This window comes from Pararhizobium sp. DWP1-1-3 (genome assembly GCF_049896125.1).
Taxonomy (GTDB): domain Bacteria; phylum Pseudomonadota; class Alphaproteobacteria; order Rhizobiales; family Rhizobiaceae; genus Pararhizobium.
The window spans coordinates 156,879-171,156 of sequence record NZ_JAFCTR010000003.1; the positions used below are offsets into that span (position 1 = coordinate 156,879).

The following is a 14,278-nucleotide window of genomic DNA, read 5'->3' on the forward strand; positions in this document are numbered from 1 at the left end:
CGGACGTTTCGCGAAAAAAGCTTTGGTGACAATTCTTGTAAGTCGAGCGGCTTGCGGCGGCCGGAAACTAAGGTGTGAACGCGATCTGGAACCTCTCGCAGTATCATCGAAATAAGATCCCGTTCAGGTGTGCCCAGATGGCCTACAAGGCAGCTGAGGCAGTGAACGGATCGGACAAGCTTTGACTTTGCCTCGTCAACGAACAGGCGCTTTATCCGATGATCGCCGGAATGCCGCGACACGACGACGAAGTTCTCATCCGAATGGCTGTCATTGACGCATTGGAAGACGCTGGGTTTGTCGTGATCGAAGCAGGAACTGCCAATGAAGCCCTCGATATCATCGAAAAACAGACGACCCATTTCCTGTTCACGGATATCCAGATGCCCGGCCAGCACTCAGGTATCGACCTCGCGCATAAGGTGGCAACTCGCTTTCCAGGGCCGGAATCCATTATCGCCTCAAGACGCGTCAGGCCGGACGATCGAGCTGCCGCCCTCGGCGAAGTGCTGACCAAAGCCGTACGACGTCTACATTATCGTAAAGCGCTTCCAAGCCTTCGCGTAGGCTCATCCGTTTGCTAAGACGACAGTCGGCTTCCATCGATCCGCAACTTTAAAATCAAGCCCTCTCTCAATCAGTCGTATTCGAGGCCCCCGCCCAGATGCCCAGCCAGGGTTCGGTTGCAAAGGTGTTGATATCACTCTTTGGCAAAGAACGTTCCGTGAATATAGCTTTTGATCAACTTGTTGCTGCGTAAGTATAATTGGGCAGGGCGACTTCGGCTGATTTGCGTCAATTCGGCGCCGACGAAATCCAGAGAACGCAAATATGCGTTCTTCCATCTGGTGATGGTATGCCTTTTGAGCCACTTACTGGGAATAGAAAATCCCGTACATCATGATGATCGCGTACAGAATAAACGCGCCAACTGCGATGCCGCCGATCACCATAACCACACCACCACCAGCAATAACCTTGCGCCGGTTCTTTGCGGGCGTGTCATTCGATGGGGCTAGTCCCGTTTCTGACTTTTCCATAGTCATGTCCTGCGCAACTGCTCGAATACGAGGTGCGGTCTCTGCTGAGACTGTTCGACTGCATGAGGCGATGGTTGTCCCGGCGTTGTATCGCCGTGGCCGGGAAGAATTAGCGCAAGCGCAAGGACGGCGGCGAGAGCGACGATTAGGGCTGCTATTAGTTTGCCGTTGCGCATTGGGATATCCTTCAAACAACGAACTCAGACTTACGGCAAAAGTTCCCTGGTTCTTTCAATCTAAAATGGTGCGTTGATGGCGGCTCGCCTTTGTCGGTCGCCCGCAGTGTCCTGTTAGGACCGCATTCGGCACCTGGCGCGCGTTAACTGAGTGTTTACCATGCAGGAATCCCCTTGAAACTTTAGGGGGCCTATCGCGTTTGCCACCAGCAATATTGGGGAAACGCATGGACATCGATCGTATCGAGTGGCTGAGAGAGGCCCGCCAGCCCATCAGCTACCGCCGCATGTTTGGTCTTGTTGTGATGATAGTTGCCAGCTCCTCGTCGACTATGCCGGAGCGGCGAGCGGCCGAATATCTCAAAGAGGTGCTGGACGACGTTATGATGCTGGCGATGGCCAGTTCGTCGATTCTCACGAAAGCACGTATCGGTTTTGCGCATTTAACGGAGATTGTGACGGCTGCCGAGTGCCAGGGCGAACTCCAAGCTTCATAATCATGGGCCCTTGCCCGACGTGATTGGAACCCCAGGCCTCCTCAAGGCATCCGGCGGGACAGTAAATGCGACCACCCCGTCATACGCGGTAGGATGGTCGCGTTCAATTTGCTTTTACTGAGCTGGTGTCGTGGTCGAAGGCTGCGTTGTTGTCGGTTGTGTTGTTGTCGGTTGAGTTGTCGTTGGTTGAGTTGTCGTCGGAGTCGTAGTCGTGGTTGACGGCTCGGTCGTCGTAGCCGGCGGTGTAGTTGTTGTTGTCGCAGTGTCATTGCTCCCTGGCATCATGAAAATAAGCGCAAGGACAACGACCACGGCGGCAACTGCAAGGCCAATAAGGGTATTCCGGTTCATGCTGGATCCTCCTAAGTAATTTCCAATTAATGAAATGGAGCTCGGCGTTGAATTTTCAATCCACATTCGAAGTAGAGCAGCCCGGTAGCTCGCCAGACCTGCTGGATGTCGCAGGGTTCGAATCCTGCTCCGCAACCAATCTGCCCTAGTCGAACCCCATCGTCTCAAGTGGGGCATTCAGACGTTGTCCGCCGGTTGGGTGCAGATATCAACCGGAAAGCTCCATTTGGGTGGCGATGCAAGGTACGGCTGTCACAGAATTTAGATCGTGGATTTCCAAATATCCGCATCCAATATTGGAACAGCCTCATCGGCAGATAAAGCGCCGGCAGGCGCGAGGGTGCCAAGAAGAACCGTGGTGTTGATCTGTTCAGGTAGGACCTCGGTGTAGACCTGCTGAACTTGAAACCAGCCTTGTCCCAGCTGTTCCACGCGAACCAGTTGACCGGCAGAAAAGCCGGGAGCTGCGCCATCGGTCTCGATAATTGGATGCGGGCGGTCTTTCACCTGCAGCGCAAAGCCGACAAAATATCTCACATCTCTCTCCTTCGTTGGTTAGGGAATTTAGTTCTGATCGGTGACAGCTGGCAAGCCTACGCCGCTCATCGAAACGGGCTTGTAGTAGGCATTGTAGATCAGCAGAATCGAAACAGCGAAGAACGCTGCGACGATCAAGAACAACACGTTTCGCGCGGTCATTGATTGCCTATCGCTAAAGCGAGCGGCGCTGAAATTTCTGCGGGTAGGTGGTCTCGGGGAAGCGTATAAAGGTATCCAAGCGCCAGAGCCACGACGCCAAAAACCAGGTTAATCAGCCCGATTGCGAGAATTTCGTCATCCATCGTGGGTCTCCTCCACGGGGGAACCCAATTGATCGTCGAAAGTTCCGAAACGCTGGAAAGTCGCACGGTTAGGGCGTTTGTTTGACAACGACAAGCGAGGGCGAGGGTGTCAGGTCCGGCGGATCATGTTCGATCGCCAGGAGACTTAGCGCGCAAGCGACCAGCGCCCCAATGAACATCCAACCGTACGGCATTTGTGAATCCTCCAAACGCAGTTTGCGAGCATCACAGCCCGTGGCGGTTACCACCGGTTTAACCAACATGGTAAACGCCGATCACTTTGGGGCGGCCAAGTCGGAGTGGAGTGGCCTGACACCTCGCTTTGCGTAGCCAAACGGGTCTCAGCGGTGGATATCGAATTATCTTTGCCCTACTGAAGAGTATGCTCAGCTACCACGCCGGAAACTGCCCATCATGTCGCCAAGGTCGACTGTTTCTCTTTCGCAACTTGGCGACAGAAGATATTTACGGCCACTGCGAGGAATGTGAATGGGGATTCATCACCCCTGGTGACATTGAGGCGAATAGCGGTTTTCTGACGCTGCTTGACGACGACGACGCCGAATATGCGACGATGGAGGAAATATCTCGGAGCGTGTGGGCCAATTACACTTCGGTCTCAGTCGATGAGCGCCTTGAGTAGAGCAGCCCGCTAATTACGTCAGGCTCATAACCTGAAGGCCGCAGGTTCAATGTCTGTCCCACAACCAGAGTGCAGCCATAGAGACGCGGGCGGATAGAAGCCCTCTGTTGGCTGGTCCGGTGGCAATGATCACCGGATGAATTGCAGATCGGGCGACGGCTGCCTGAAATCGGTCCTCGTAAACTCTTGGGCCGGCAGTAGGGCGCATCAATCAGGATACGGTCAACCGAAACAGACCTACTCAGCGCAGACCGGTAAATGCGCGTTTCCTGCCAGTCGGTTAAGCGTGGCGAGAAGTCCTTGTGAGCGCCTGGCCTTCGGGTCCGAGAGGGCAAAGATCAGGAAGGCAGGCAGTCGTTGCCTGAGAAGGCTGGGGGATGCCCAACCGTTCCATCCTGTACGCATCGCCTGCCTTGGCCGAAGCCTTGCGTTCCACGCGGGGTATTTATGTAGGCCTTGGTGGGCGTTCATTACGTTCCATTAGCCCCGCGCCTTCACTGCTAGCGAACGAGACTGATCCCTCATTTTGTCGGCCTCACGAGAGAAATGACGCGAGGCTTCGATGGAGCATCCAGCCACTCGATCCATTTGTCTCGTTCCTCGACCGTGTCGAAGAACCGCCAACGTTTGTACTCCTCATCGGTGGCCTCCAGCATCTCGCCGATTGAAACTAGTTCCAAGGGGAGCGGCACCTCGTTGCCGTCAAAGCGGATAAAGTAGACCCCCTCCGCAGCGAGGCGAATAATTTGCCCCGTGCCATAGCTTCCATCGGGGTCATCGACCGTGAAGTACATGCCAGTCAGAGTGTCGAATATAGGTTTGCTCATAGGATTCCGAACGCCATATGGGAATGTGGTGATTGTGAACTTCTTGGAGAGTCGGGCTTAACCGCCCGGTTCGCCGAGGTCCCGATTTGTAAGCTACCCGCGGCCCGTAGGCCAGCGCGGTAGCAATCCGGCCGGTCACCTTTAGAAGTTTGCTACCGTAGCCGCCAGGACCGTCTGGTCTATTCACTTCGGGTCCGCCGCGTTTTAGTCCACTGGATTTCCACATTGTCACTGACAATGGTGCCCGATACGTCAAGTGTTCCTTCGAGCAACGATAACGCGCCGTATTTCACGGCGTTTGTCGCAAGCTCGTGGACAACCAGCGCAAGCCCCGTGGCGGCCGTCTCACCGACACCCAGTCGGGGCACCGCTACCCTGATCCGCCCTGCGAACGCTCCATCATCATCATATGGTGCGAACAAACGGTAAAAATGTCGCCGAGCAGTGCCGCATTGCCTTGCCCGTTTGACAGCGGTCGCACCAGGTCATGAGCGCGCCCGAGTGCCGTCAGACGACCAGTAAGCTGTTTAGTCATGATTTCGACAGAGGCCGAAGACCGCGAAGTGATCTGCGTCAGGCCTGAGGCGATAGCCAAAAGGTTCTTCACCCGATGGCTCATTTCGCCTGCAGGAAGCTCATGCCTTTCCTCGGCGTTTTTCCGGCCCGTCACGTCCAGAAATATACCTGTCATCTTCCTGTCTTTGATGCCAACGTCGTTTCCGCGTCCCCGTGCGGATATCCAGCGGACTTCCATGTCGACGATGATCCGGAAATCGATCTCGTACGGACCGATGACGCCCCTGGTCGCCGTAAACGCCGCCCGAACCCTGTCTCGGTCGGGCGGGATGTATTTTCTCCGAAAGCCGCTCGAAGGTCAGAGGTCGCTTTTTGGTGACATCCCAAAGCGTGTAGCCATGACTGTCCATGAGAAGTGCATCGGTATCCACCCGCCAGGACCATAGAGCCACTCGGCCGCCCCGAGCGCACCGCGAAGTTCGCGGGGCGACCAATCGGAATGATCGTAGCTGTGATCCTCGGACATGATCAGGCCCTCTTGCGGGTTTTCAAGGCAGGCTTTGTCGAGGCGCTCAGGCGATCCTGATCCTCTTTGGCAAGCCGCGCCTCGCGTAGGCGGAGTGTCTTTTCTTCTCGGGCCGTCGTCACATAATCAATCTCCTCAAACGCGTTTCCGCGCGCGAAAAATTGGGACTGAATATGACCGAAGGCGGCTTCGGCGTGTTCGCGGGAGTTATATCCGGACATCTGTCCTCCAATCGAGTGGGCTGAAAATGAAAAGGCCGGACAAACGTCCGGCCTTCAAAAAACTAGCTTCCCGCAGTGCCAGTACATCCGTGGTCAAAGCGGAAGCAGTCCAAATTAAGCAGCCTGGAGATTACAGGCTGACATCTTACCCGACTTGTTGTCGCGCTCGAGTTCGTAGCCGATCTTTTGGCCTTCTACGATTTCGCGCATTCCGGCGCGTTCGACGGCTGAGATATGAACGAACGCATCAGCGCCGCCATTGTCAGGCTGGATGAAGCCGAAGCCCTTGGTGGAATTGAACCATTTTACTGTGCCTGTGGTCATGATGAACCCTTTCAAAGCAATGTTAAGCGACCGCAGGATTGGTGTCTTGCGGATGGTGATAGCGATTGATTTTGATAGGGAAGTTCGTTCAGGCGCGGTGCTAATCGCGCGGCAACCAAAGTTCAGCAAGCAAAAGATCGATAAACCACTGATAGCCCATATAGCGAACGAGGTCAACTTTTAGTTTCACCTGCAATATGCGCCGAACACTTCGAACGCACACTGAGGCATTCGCTTGATCCATGGAAACTATCAGCGGTTCATCTTGGGAGGCAATCCTGTGCTGGCGGAAATGCAAACGAAAAAGCCTGCCGCGCGAGGAGGTGCGGCAGGCTTTGAATAACCGAACAGCGACAGCCCTCGGCGAGGTTGGCGCTGAAGCGAAAGGAATTTAGCTTGTCCACCACCCCATCGAAATCAGAGGTGAGGAACGCGAAATGCCATTCGTTTCGATCGATAGTCGGGGTCCGCCGGAAGGTGCCTTCCGGGTAAACGACAAGGTGTACTTGAAGCCCTCCGCAGGCGAGCCAGCACCCTTTACTGGTAAGTTCGGGCAAGGAATCTCAGTGAGACCGAAAACGTCGCGGTAGAAGGGCAATTCGTCAGCGATTATAAGAAGACCCCGAACGGTCGTTTATCCCAACGATCATGGCCTGCTCATGTACACCTCATTGGCAACGACTGCTCCGCGGTTTTTTTCATGAACTGCCCTGATGGGCCGCCCGAGTTAGAGAGAACAGAGGGTTCGGAAAACCAGAACCCGGTAGGATGGCAAGGAGTTTGGACGATGCGCGCACGGTACATGCGAAGCATGGCGCGGCATATGGAGATTTCTGATCTTGAGCTCGACATAGCCAACATGAGCGGAATGAAGTCGCAGTTGGGGCCATACACCACGTCGGCCCGCTACGATGCTGAGCATGACGCCATCGTTGTGGTGCTTAACAACGGATCTTTCGTCGGTTTTCCCGTCGAGAACTGCTAGGGCTTAAAGGTGCCACCGCTTCGCAATTGAACAACGTCGTTGTCGCGGCCAAGGGTCTTGGGCTTCACTGGCCGGATATCGATGCCGATCTCTATGTTCCATCTCTGATGGACGGAATTTTGGGATCCAGGAAGTGGATGGAAGCCCAATTGGGTTCGACCGGTGGGAAGGTAACGTCCGGCGCGAAGGCCGCTTCATCGAGACTTAATGGCTTAAGGGAGGTCGCCCAAAGAAGAATTTCGCTGCATAGTCCCTCCTTGAGGCCACCTTTTCAGGTGGTCCAGCCGGCAGAGTAATTCATTGGTGGCAGTAGCTAACTCATTGCGCAGTTGCTTTGATACTTGTTGTCAGCGCCGATTCTAGCATGGTCCTTACCGAAGCCGGTAGACGATCCATCACAGGTTGCTTTAACAGGTGACAGCCAGAAGATTTGTGGAGGTCCAGGGGGATACGACGGTTGCATTGGAAGTACATCGACGACCAAGCGAAATACATCAGGCAATGAGGCATTCATCGCAGATGACGCAGCCGTCGTCGTTCATCCAACCTGTTCAACGCCCGGAGCCGAGGCAGATGCGGCTGTCTCCCTTTTCCTCGCGTCCTTCCCAATAAATCGAAAGTGCCCCCAAAGAGGAACAAACGCGGCATCACGCCGTTCACGAAGAATTCCCACGGAGTATCTTGCATGGCACCTCGATCATTCTGGAAAGGCTACCTCAAGCTTTCTCTGGTGAACTGCGCGGTCTCCATGGTCCCAGCGACCACCGAGAGTGAAAAAGTACGGTTTCACACCCTGAACCGAGCCACGGAGAATCGTGTCGTCAGCCGCTACGTTGATTCCGTGACCGGCCGCGAGGTTGATGAAGATGACGAGGTCAAAGGCTTTGAGCGCGACGAAGACGAATACGTGATGCTTGAAGACGATGAGATTGACGCCGTCGCCCTAGAAAGCACCCGCACGATAGATATCGAGACCTTCGTCCCAAAAGATTCCGTCGAATGGATCTGGTACGACACGCCACATTATCTGACCCCAAGCGACAAGGTCGGAGAGGAAACGTTCGCTGTCATCCGGGAGGCGATGGCAACCAAGGGTGTTTTCGGAATAGCTCGCCTTGTTATGTATCGGCGCGAACGTGCCGTGATGCTCCAGCCCCGCGACAATGGGATCGTCCTATGGACGCTTCGTTATGGCGACGAAGTACGTGACCCGACGGAATACTTTAAAGCGATCGGACCCAAAAAATCCCAATCCGACTACATGCAGCTCATGGAAAAGTTTATCGAGGCGCGCTCAACGCCATGGGACCCTTCCATCGTTGACGATCCGGTACAAGACCGCATTCTGGATATGATCGCGGCCAAGAAAAAGGGCAAACCGAAGACGAAGACCGCCCCCAAAGCCGAGAGCTTGGGGCCTAGCAACGTCATCAACATCATGGGTGCACTTAAAAAGAGCTTGGACGCGTCAAAGAAGAAAAGATGACGTCATGAACCGTTAGCTCGCCTTCCGGGTCGGAACCTTTTTCTTTGATTGACTGTCAGCGCTCTTTGTTGATTTCTTGCTCGGCTTTTTGGCTTCAGCCTTGAGACCCGCACTCTGTCGCAAGGCATCCATCAGATTCACGACCTTCGTGGGTTCCGGAGCCGGGCGAGGCTTGATCTCCCTTCCCTCAAGCTTGGCCTCGACGACTTCCGTAAGCGCTTCTTCATAGCGGTCGTCAAACTTACTGGGATCGAATTTGCCCATCTTGCTACCAATAATGTGGTCGGCAAGATCGAGCAGTTCCTTTTCGATTTTCAGATGCGGCGTGTCGCTAAACGCCTCTTCTGCCGAGCGAACCTCGTAATCAAAATTGAGAGTTGATGCGACCAGCCCTTTTCCATGCGGTCTGATCAAAAGCTTGCGAATGCGGCGGAACAGCACGGTCTCCGCGATGGCGGCCACCTTCTTTTTTTCGAGCCCGTCGCGGATTAAAGTGTAGACTTCAAGGCTCTGCTTATCCGACGGAGAGAGGTAGTATGGCTTGTCGAAGTAGACATCATCGATTTCATCGCAACCGATGAACATGTCCGCGTCGAGCGTCTTGTCAGCATCTGGGACCGCTGCGGCGACCTCTTCAGGCTCGAATACGACGTAGTGCCCGCTGGAATCTTCATAACCCTTAACCTGATCATCCCGCTCCACCACCTTACCGGTTTCGCTGTCAACGAACTCACGACGGACGCGGTTTCCAGTCTTACGGTTCAGGGTGTGGAAGGCAATTCGTTCTGATGTCGAAGCTGCAGTGTAGAGGGAGACGGCGCAAGTAAGCTGACCGATCTTGAGAAACCCTTTCCAGTTCGAGCGTGGTGCCATCTGTAGTCTCCCCTGTAAAAGAGAAAAATGCCCGCCAACAGCTTTAGTTCCTTCGAGGCGCTTCAGTTGCATGAGACGATGCACTTGCAAAAATTCCACTAACACTGTGCCGCATTTTGAAGCTGGACGAAACCATTCACCCCTACACGCTCGTCGCGCCGATCGACAGAACTACTCGGTCGTAGCGCTTCAATTGATTTCGGAGGTGCGTAGACTACAACCTTGCAATCTATACGGTCTCAATAGCCGACCGCCAACCGACACCACCGGCAAAGGGGCTGGCAATCAATTTCCGGGCCGTTCATAGTATGAATACCTGACACGGACAGCGGCCTTAATCGGCTTCAACGCCGCAGCTGGAGCCGGCGATGCGTAGACGCATTATCCTCATCTGAAGGACGGTCCGCAAGTGATCTTGTCCCCGCTTGGCACCGTGATCGCGCCCAAGCTTCTTCGCGAGCTCGAAACACAGGGAAACACGCTCGATGTCCCCGATCATCCCTTGGTCGCATAGCGCTGTACCGTCTCGCCGATGGTCTTGACGATGACGTCGGACGACATGGCAACCACAGGCGGGATCTGGAGAACGTACCGCGCCAAAGCAAGGCCAAGGAGTTGGGTCGCCACCAGCCCAGCACGATCTGGCGCCGTTTCGGGCGGACCTGCGCGAGAGATCACTGGGAAAACCTGCTCCTGGAAAATATCGCGAATCCGGCCGGCCGCGTCGTCGTTTGACGCCGCCGAACGCAACAGAACCGGCAGCCCTCTGCCCGCCTGTTCTCCTTCCCATTGTGCGAGAAAATGGCGGACCAGTGCCTCGCCGATCCCGTCCATGTCGATGATGTCGAGATCCTGCAATTGAAGATTAGGCTCCGCGACCTGCGCGAACAATGCGTCCTTGCTGCCGAAATATCGGATGATCATGGACGGATCGATGCCGGCGCGGGCGCCTATGTCGCGGACCGTGGTCCTTTCAAACCCGTTGGTGCAAAACAGTTCTCTGGCTGCGGTTTCAATCGCCTTGCGGGTACGAATCGATTTGGGAGTGGCGCGTTGTACTGTCATGGGAGTTAATTTGCCAACAGATGTTGACAAAATCAAGTGGCTAAATTAGTCAACACTTGTTGGCAAATTTAAAGGAGCCGTTCAATGCTGCCCGTTGATATTCAAGTCCTGATCGTTGGTGCCGGTCCGACCGGCCTCGCCCTTGCCGCCCGACTGCAGGCGGCCGGCGTGGATCACCTGTTGATCGATGCACTGGAAGGCCCACGGAACACCTCGCGCGCCGCGGTCGTACACGCACATACGCTGGAAATGCTGGAGACGATCGACGCCGCCAGCATGATGGAGGCACAGGCGCTGCCAGTCTCCCACTTCACGGTGCGTGACCGCGACCAGGCGCTGCTCGATCTAACCTTCGATTCTCTGCCCTCGCACTTCCGCCACCTGTTGATGATACCGCAATCGGCTACCGAAGGACTGCTTGCAATACGCCTTGGCGGTGTGGTGCATCGCGGCACCGCCGCGCTCGCCGCAACGGCCACAGCGGGCGGCGCAACCGTTCGCGTCAAAACTAAGACGGGCGAACAGAGCATCCACGCGCGCTTCGTTGTCGCCGCCGATGGAATGCGCAGCGTGATCCGCGAGGCGGCCGGGATCGGCTTCGAGGGCAGCACATCGGGCGAGCCCCTCATACTCGCCGATGTACGGATGGACTGGCCATTTGGCACTCGCGAGGTCTCGATGTTCCTCTCGCCGGCGGGACTTGTGGTTGTCGCGCCGCTTCCAGATGGTTCCTTCCGCGTCGTCGCGACACTGGACGATGCGCCAGAAAAGCCCAGTATCGACGACATCCAAAAGCTGCTTGATGCCCGCGGACCGGCTAAGAACCTACGCGTCACTGAAATCGGCTGGTCTTCCCGCTTCCGTGTCCACCACCGGCTCGCCGAGACCTATCGCAAGGGGCCGTTCCTGCTGATCGGTGATGCCGCGCATGTCCACAGCCCGGCGGGCGGACAAGGTATGAACACCGGCCTGGTCGACGCGATCGTGCTCGGCGAGGCGCTGACACGCGTGGTGCGTGACCATGAACCCGAAACGCTACTCGACGATTATGCCCGCATCCGCCGACCTGCGGCAGCGGACGTCTTGGCATTGGCCGGGCGCCTGACACGGATTGCCACGGTCCATTCGGTGCCACTGCGCCGGCTGCGCAACCTCGTACTGCGCGTCCTCAATCATGTGCCACCGTTCAAGCGCGGGCTGGCGCTCAGCTTTTCAGGACTTGGGCGCGCACGGTACAGCCTTCTTCCGCGCGACTAGATGCTTCGAAACCAAGCGGGTTCACGTTCTAGCTGAGAGAGAGGGTAACGCCGAGGCGACGTCTGTAGTAAGGCGAACAAAGCTGCTGTGGATATACGATCCTAGCGGAAGGTTGCACGGTCGGAAGTTCCGGCACGAAAACCCGTCACGACAGGTACGGACGCAGTCTATGCTCTTGGAAAGATCTGAATTGATAAATCTTCGTCCTTATCGCGTGACAACCATTTCCCGAAATTGCTTCCGTCGAGAAACTGACTCTGATTGATTAAGGGCGTCTGCTTGCGGCAGCACAAGATGCATGGCGGCTCATATCGTAGTCAAATTTCTCATGATCAAGGCGTGACCGGGGCACTGAGGTAAACAAATGAAATTCGTCGGTCAGGCGGCGATGGTCCGACCGCTGCGTGGTCGCGGTCTTGCCAACTTCCTTGCTGCGGATTTTAGCATAACCGCATCAGATTCACCGAGAGTGCTTCGGGCAGCTTCAGTAAGGTTGATGGAAACGAAGTCGGCACTGATCTCCTCAGGTTCGATTCGGATTTGCCGTTCGCCATCTGCCATCGGCATGAATATCCCGACCCGCAAGGATGGCTTGGAACGCTTCAACCGCCGGACGATCTGCCGCGCATGCGATTTTGAGTTCCCATTGAGAAATGTGACGAGCACCGTATCTACTCCGTTAGTTGTCAAAGCGTTTAGATTGCGACCACCACTCACGCTGTACTCGGCCAAAACAACTTCTGCACCCTGAACAGCCAAGACCTGTGCCACCATCCCAGCTGCGGCATCGTCCAAGACGCCTCTTCCACCGAGGCATACTATCGACCGGCCTTTGCCGTCGGGAAGTTCCAGGCCGTCTCCAACCGGCTTGCCTTCATCCAGCTTTTCTTCCTCTTCTTCGTTCTCTTCTTCCTCCGCAATATCGGCGAGATTGCCGATCAGTATTTGAGTGCTGGAAGCAACCAAAGCAATCTGCTGTTCGGTCATGACTCCTCGCTGGCGATCCAACTCGCCGAGCATTAAAGCCGGGAGGCCGACCCTTTCGTAATAGTCGACAAGATATTCGTTCTCGAGGAACTCCTCTGCGTTGTCCGTGGCTTCGCTCGGGTCACCAGAAAGCAACCTCTGGTAGAGTTTCTCCTGAGGCTGGAGGACAGGTTCATTTCCAAGGAGAACGTCGAGAAAGCTGAACTGTGGAACGTACCTTCCCAGGACGACCAGACAGACCGTCAGTGGCGTCGACAGCATCAGACCAAGGGGACCCCATAACCACGACCAGAAGATTGCTGAGATGATGATTGCCAGCGGAGACAGACCTGTATGGCTGCCGTAGAGCCATGGTTCGATCACGTTGTTACTGATCAGCTCGGTCGTGATGAACAGCGCGGCGACCCAAGCAACGAGCGACCAGCCCGGCGAGATCGCCAATGCCAGGAACAGCGGCAGGACCATGCCGATCACCGGGCCGATATACGGCACGAATCGTAAAACCAGCGTCAACAGTCCCCACAGGACAGCGTTTGGTATACCAAGCAGCCATAGACCAATAGTAATCGGGACAGCATACAGGGCGTTTACTACCAGTTGCATTAAAAGATACTTTCCTACTCTCTTGCCTGCATCCTGAAGTGCCGCCGTTGTTCGATGAAGATCGCCCAGACCGACCAAGCGGATGAACCTGTCCCGCAGCTCCTCTCGTTCCAACAACATGAAAATGACCAAAACGATGACGAGGCCGGCAGTCGCGAAAGGGCTGATTAGCGGGAGAATGACATTCACAAGCGTTTCGATTGGCTTGGAACGCGTAACAATCTCAACTGGTAGGGGTTCGGGATTTGTCGGGGCGGTCGTAGACGGATCTCTATTTTCCGCCGCCCTATTCTGCATCTCGGTTCCGACCCGCTCCACTACCTTGCTCAGGTGCGCCAGTACTCCATTTCCCGATCCGGCTTGGCTGAGGGCATGCACTTTGTCGACGATGTTGCGCTGATAGGTAGGAATATTCTCCGCCAAATTCGAAACCTGTCCGGCTACGACGAAACTGAATGCAGCAATCATAAAGAATGCGGACGCGACCGCTAAAATGACCGCTGCAATTTTCGGCACGTATCGCTTCCTGAGAAATGAAACGATAGGCGCAAGCGTAAAGGTCAGGAGAAGTGAGAGGGCCAGTGGCACGAATATTTCCTGGCCGACCCGCAAGGTGACCGCAACACCAACCAGAATGAGGATCATCCGACCCGATAATGCCGTGTTTGCCAATGGACCATGACCTGGAACCGCGCTGCGGTTATCTATGGCCTTTGATGGTTCCGCGCTCAATGGGCGCCTCCTCGTGATTTGGATGCCACGACTATTTGACACATGCATGGTTAGATACGGCAGTATCGAGCATTATCGAGACGGCAACCAAAATATAGGTGTTTACGGTACGTTAGGCGAGATCAAGATCCGCAACGGCGATCTCGTTGTATTGCAGAAAGACCCGTAAAAATTGCTTAATTTGCTACGCGGATGGGGATTTTTGCAGTCGGTGAGCATCTAAAATTTGGAAGTGTTCGTAATGGCATAGTTCCGTTTCTTAATCTTGTTGATGCGACGCCTTCGGTTTTGTGCCACTAGCGACCGCGTTGTTCGGAGCAGCCTTCC

Annotated in this window: 17 protein-coding genes and 1 tRNA gene; 7 read left to right on the plus strand and 11 right to left on the minus strand. The window is 55.3% G+C overall.

Features of this window, described 5'->3' with window-relative positions; genetic code table 11:
• Positions 1-218 precede the first annotated feature (218 nt).
• Positions 219-584: a response regulator gene (locus tag ACP7BS_RS08730; protein WP_426237649.1), complete on the plus strand. Its 366-nt coding sequence runs from the start codon at positions 219-221 to the stop codon at positions 582-584.
• A 288-nt stretch (positions 585-872) separates the two neighbouring features.
• Here ACP7BS_RS08730 and ACP7BS_RS08735 read toward each other — a convergent pair whose 3' ends face one another.
• Positions 873-1,040, minus strand: coding sequence for a hypothetical protein (locus ACP7BS_RS08735; protein WP_426232108.1), 168 nt, complete (start codon positions 1,038-1,040; stop codon positions 873-875).
• Between the two features lie 403 nt (positions 1,041-1,443).
• Between ACP7BS_RS08735 and ACP7BS_RS08740 the strand changes: the two genes are divergently transcribed.
• Together ACP7BS_RS08740 and ACP7BS_RS08745 are read left to right on the plus strand one after the other, a co-directional pair.
• The gene (locus ACP7BS_RS08740; RefSeq protein WP_426237651.1) at positions 1,444-1,713 is read left to right on the plus strand and encodes a hypothetical protein; all 270 of its coding nucleotides are present in this window, start codon (positions 1,444-1,446) and stop codon (positions 1,711-1,713) included.
• 416 nt (positions 1,714-2,129) lie between these two features.
• A tRNA-Arg gene (locus ACP7BS_RS08745) sits at positions 2,130-2,202 on the plus strand.
• Between the two features lie 123 nt (positions 2,203-2,325).
• Here the strand turns inward: ACP7BS_RS08745 and ACP7BS_RS08750 are convergent.
• From ACP7BS_RS08750 to ACP7BS_RS08780, 7 genes are all read right to left on the minus strand, one after another.
• Positions 2,326-2,601 carry a hypothetical protein gene (locus tag ACP7BS_RS08750; protein ID WP_426232110.1) on the minus strand — a complete coding sequence of 92 codons (276 nt, stop codon included), beginning with the start codon at positions 2,599-2,601 and terminating at the stop codon, positions 2,326-2,328.
• 27 nt (positions 2,602-2,628) lie between these two features.
• Positions 2,629-2,763, minus strand: coding sequence for a hypothetical protein (locus ACP7BS_RS08755; RefSeq protein WP_426232111.1), 135 nt, complete (start codon positions 2,761-2,763; stop codon positions 2,629-2,631).
• Positions 2,760-2,906, minus strand: coding sequence for a hypothetical protein (locus ACP7BS_RS08760; protein WP_426232112.1), 147 nt, complete (start codon positions 2,904-2,906; stop codon positions 2,760-2,762). The genes ACP7BS_RS08755 and ACP7BS_RS08760 overlap by 4 nt, the downstream gene beginning before the upstream one ends.
• A 1,164-nt stretch (positions 2,907-4,070) precedes the next feature.
• Positions 4,071-4,376: a hypothetical protein gene (locus ACP7BS_RS08765; protein ID WP_426232113.1), complete on the minus strand. Its 306-nt coding sequence runs from the start codon at positions 4,374-4,376 to the stop codon at positions 4,071-4,073.
• A 370-nt stretch (positions 4,377-4,746) separates the two neighbouring features.
• The gene (locus ACP7BS_RS08770; RefSeq protein WP_426237653.1) at positions 4,747-5,130 is read right to left on the minus strand and encodes an HWE histidine kinase domain-containing protein; all 384 of its coding nucleotides are present in this window, start codon (positions 5,128-5,130) and stop codon (positions 4,747-4,749) included.
• 290 nt (positions 5,131-5,420) lie between these two features.
• Entirely contained in the window at positions 5,421-5,639 is a 219-nt protein-coding gene (locus ACP7BS_RS08775) for a hypothetical protein (protein WP_426237655.1), read from the minus strand.
• Positions 5,640-5,753: 114 nt separating this feature from the next.
• The gene (locus ACP7BS_RS08780) at positions 5,754-5,963 is read right to left on the minus strand and encodes a cold-shock protein (RefSeq protein WP_037062590.1); all 210 of its coding nucleotides are present in this window, start codon (positions 5,961-5,963) and stop codon (positions 5,754-5,756) included.
• Between the two features lie 787 nt (positions 5,964-6,750).
• Here ACP7BS_RS08780 and ACP7BS_RS08785 point away from each other — a divergent pair.
• The 3 genes from ACP7BS_RS08785 to ACP7BS_RS08795 all read left to right on the plus strand — a co-directional run bounded on the left by ACP7BS_RS08785 (position 6,751) and on the right by ACP7BS_RS08795 (position 8,434).
• Complete coding sequence (locus ACP7BS_RS08785) at positions 6,751-6,948, plus strand: hypothetical protein (protein ID WP_426237657.1); 198 nt, start codon at positions 6,751-6,753, stop codon at positions 6,946-6,948.
• Positions 6,949-6,974: 26 nt separating this feature from the next.
• Positions 6,975-7,244 (plus strand): DUF2442 domain-containing protein, encoded by a 270-nt coding sequence (locus tag ACP7BS_RS08790; RefSeq protein WP_426237659.1) that lies wholly within the window; start codon positions 6,975-6,977, stop codon positions 7,242-7,244.
• Positions 7,245-7,633: 389 nt separating this feature from the next.
• Positions 7,634-8,434, plus strand: a complete 801-nt coding sequence (locus tag ACP7BS_RS08795) for a Ku protein (RefSeq protein ID WP_426237661.1) — start codon at positions 7,634-7,636, stop codon at positions 8,432-8,434.
• A gap of 12 nt (positions 8,435-8,446) precedes the next feature.
• Here ACP7BS_RS08795 and ACP7BS_RS08800 read toward each other — a convergent pair whose 3' ends face one another.
• Together ACP7BS_RS08800 and ACP7BS_RS08805 are read right to left on the minus strand one after the other, a co-directional pair.
• Entirely contained in the window at positions 8,447-9,307 is an 861-nt protein-coding gene (locus tag ACP7BS_RS08800) for a Ku protein (RefSeq protein WP_426237663.1), read from the minus strand.
• A 495-nt stretch (positions 9,308-9,802) separates the two neighbouring features.
• Complete coding sequence (locus ACP7BS_RS08805; protein WP_426237665.1) at positions 9,803-10,408, minus strand: TetR family transcriptional regulator; 606 nt, start codon at positions 10,406-10,408, stop codon at positions 9,803-9,805.
• A gap of 48 nt (positions 10,409-10,456) precedes the next feature.
• Between ACP7BS_RS08805 and ACP7BS_RS08810 the strand changes: the two genes are divergently transcribed.
• A complete protein-coding gene (locus tag ACP7BS_RS08810) occupies positions 10,457-11,629 on the plus strand; it encodes an FAD-dependent monooxygenase (RefSeq protein ID WP_426237667.1) in 1,173 nt (390 codons plus the stop codon).
• Positions 11,630-12,007: 378 nt separating this feature from the next.
• On the opposite strand, the gene ACP7BS_RS08815 is transcribed toward ACP7BS_RS08810, so the two are convergent.
• Positions 12,008-13,999: an AI-2E family transporter gene (locus ACP7BS_RS08815; protein WP_426237669.1), complete on the minus strand. Its 1,992-nt coding sequence runs from the start codon at positions 13,997-13,999 to the stop codon at positions 12,008-12,010.
• Positions 14,000-14,278: the final 279 nt, after the last annotated feature.

Bases quoted from the DNA above. Each gene is read 5' to 3' on its own strand.
- ACP7BS_RS08730 (WP_426237649.1), top strand. From the start codon at position 219: ATGATCGCCGGAATGCCGCGACACGACGACGAAGTTCTCATCCGAATG.
- ACP7BS_RS08735 (WP_426232108.1), bottom strand. From the start codon at position 1,040: ATGGAAAAGTCAGAAACGGGACTAGCCCCATCGAATGACACGCCCGCA.
- ACP7BS_RS08740 (WP_426237651.1), top strand. From the start codon at position 1,444: ATGGACATCGATCGTATCGAGTGGCTGAGAGAGGCCCGCCAGCCCATC.
- ACP7BS_RS08755 (WP_426232111.1), bottom strand. From the start codon at position 2,763: ATGACCGCGCGAAACGTGTTGTTCTTGATCGTCGCAGCGTTCTTCGCT.
- ACP7BS_RS08760 (WP_426232112.1), bottom strand. From the start codon at position 2,906: ATGGATGACGAAATTCTCGCAATCGGGCTGATTAACCTGGTTTTTGGC.
- ACP7BS_RS08765 (WP_426232113.1), bottom strand. From the start codon at position 4,376: ATGAGCAAACCTATATTCGACACTCTGACTGGCATGTACTTCACGGTC.
- ACP7BS_RS08770 (WP_426237653.1), bottom strand. From the start codon at position 5,130: ATGGAAGTCCGCTGGATATCCGCACGGGGACGCGGAAACGACGTTGGC.
- ACP7BS_RS08775 (WP_426237655.1), bottom strand. From the start codon at position 5,639: ATGTCCGGATATAACTCCCGCGAACACGCCGAAGCCGCCTTCGGTCAT.
- ACP7BS_RS08780 (WP_037062590.1), bottom strand. From the start codon at position 5,963: ATGACCACAGGCACAGTAAAATGGTTCAATTCCACCAAGGGCTTCGGC.
- ACP7BS_RS08785 (WP_426237657.1), top strand. From the start codon at position 6,751: ATGCGCGCACGGTACATGCGAAGCATGGCGCGGCATATGGAGATTTCT.
- ACP7BS_RS08795 (WP_426237661.1), top strand. From the start codon at position 7,634: ATGGCACCTCGATCATTCTGGAAAGGCTACCTCAAGCTTTCTCTGGTG.
- ACP7BS_RS08800 (WP_426237663.1), bottom strand. From the start codon at position 9,307: ATGGCACCACGCTCGAACTGGAAAGGGTTTCTCAAGATCGGTCAGCTT.
- ACP7BS_RS08810 (WP_426237667.1), top strand. From the start codon at position 10,457: ATGCTGCCCGTTGATATTCAAGTCCTGATCGTTGGTGCCGGTCCGACC.
- ACP7BS_RS08815 (WP_426237669.1), bottom strand. From the start codon at position 13,999: ATGCATGTGTCAAATAGTCGTGGCATCCAAATCACGAGGAGGCGCCCA.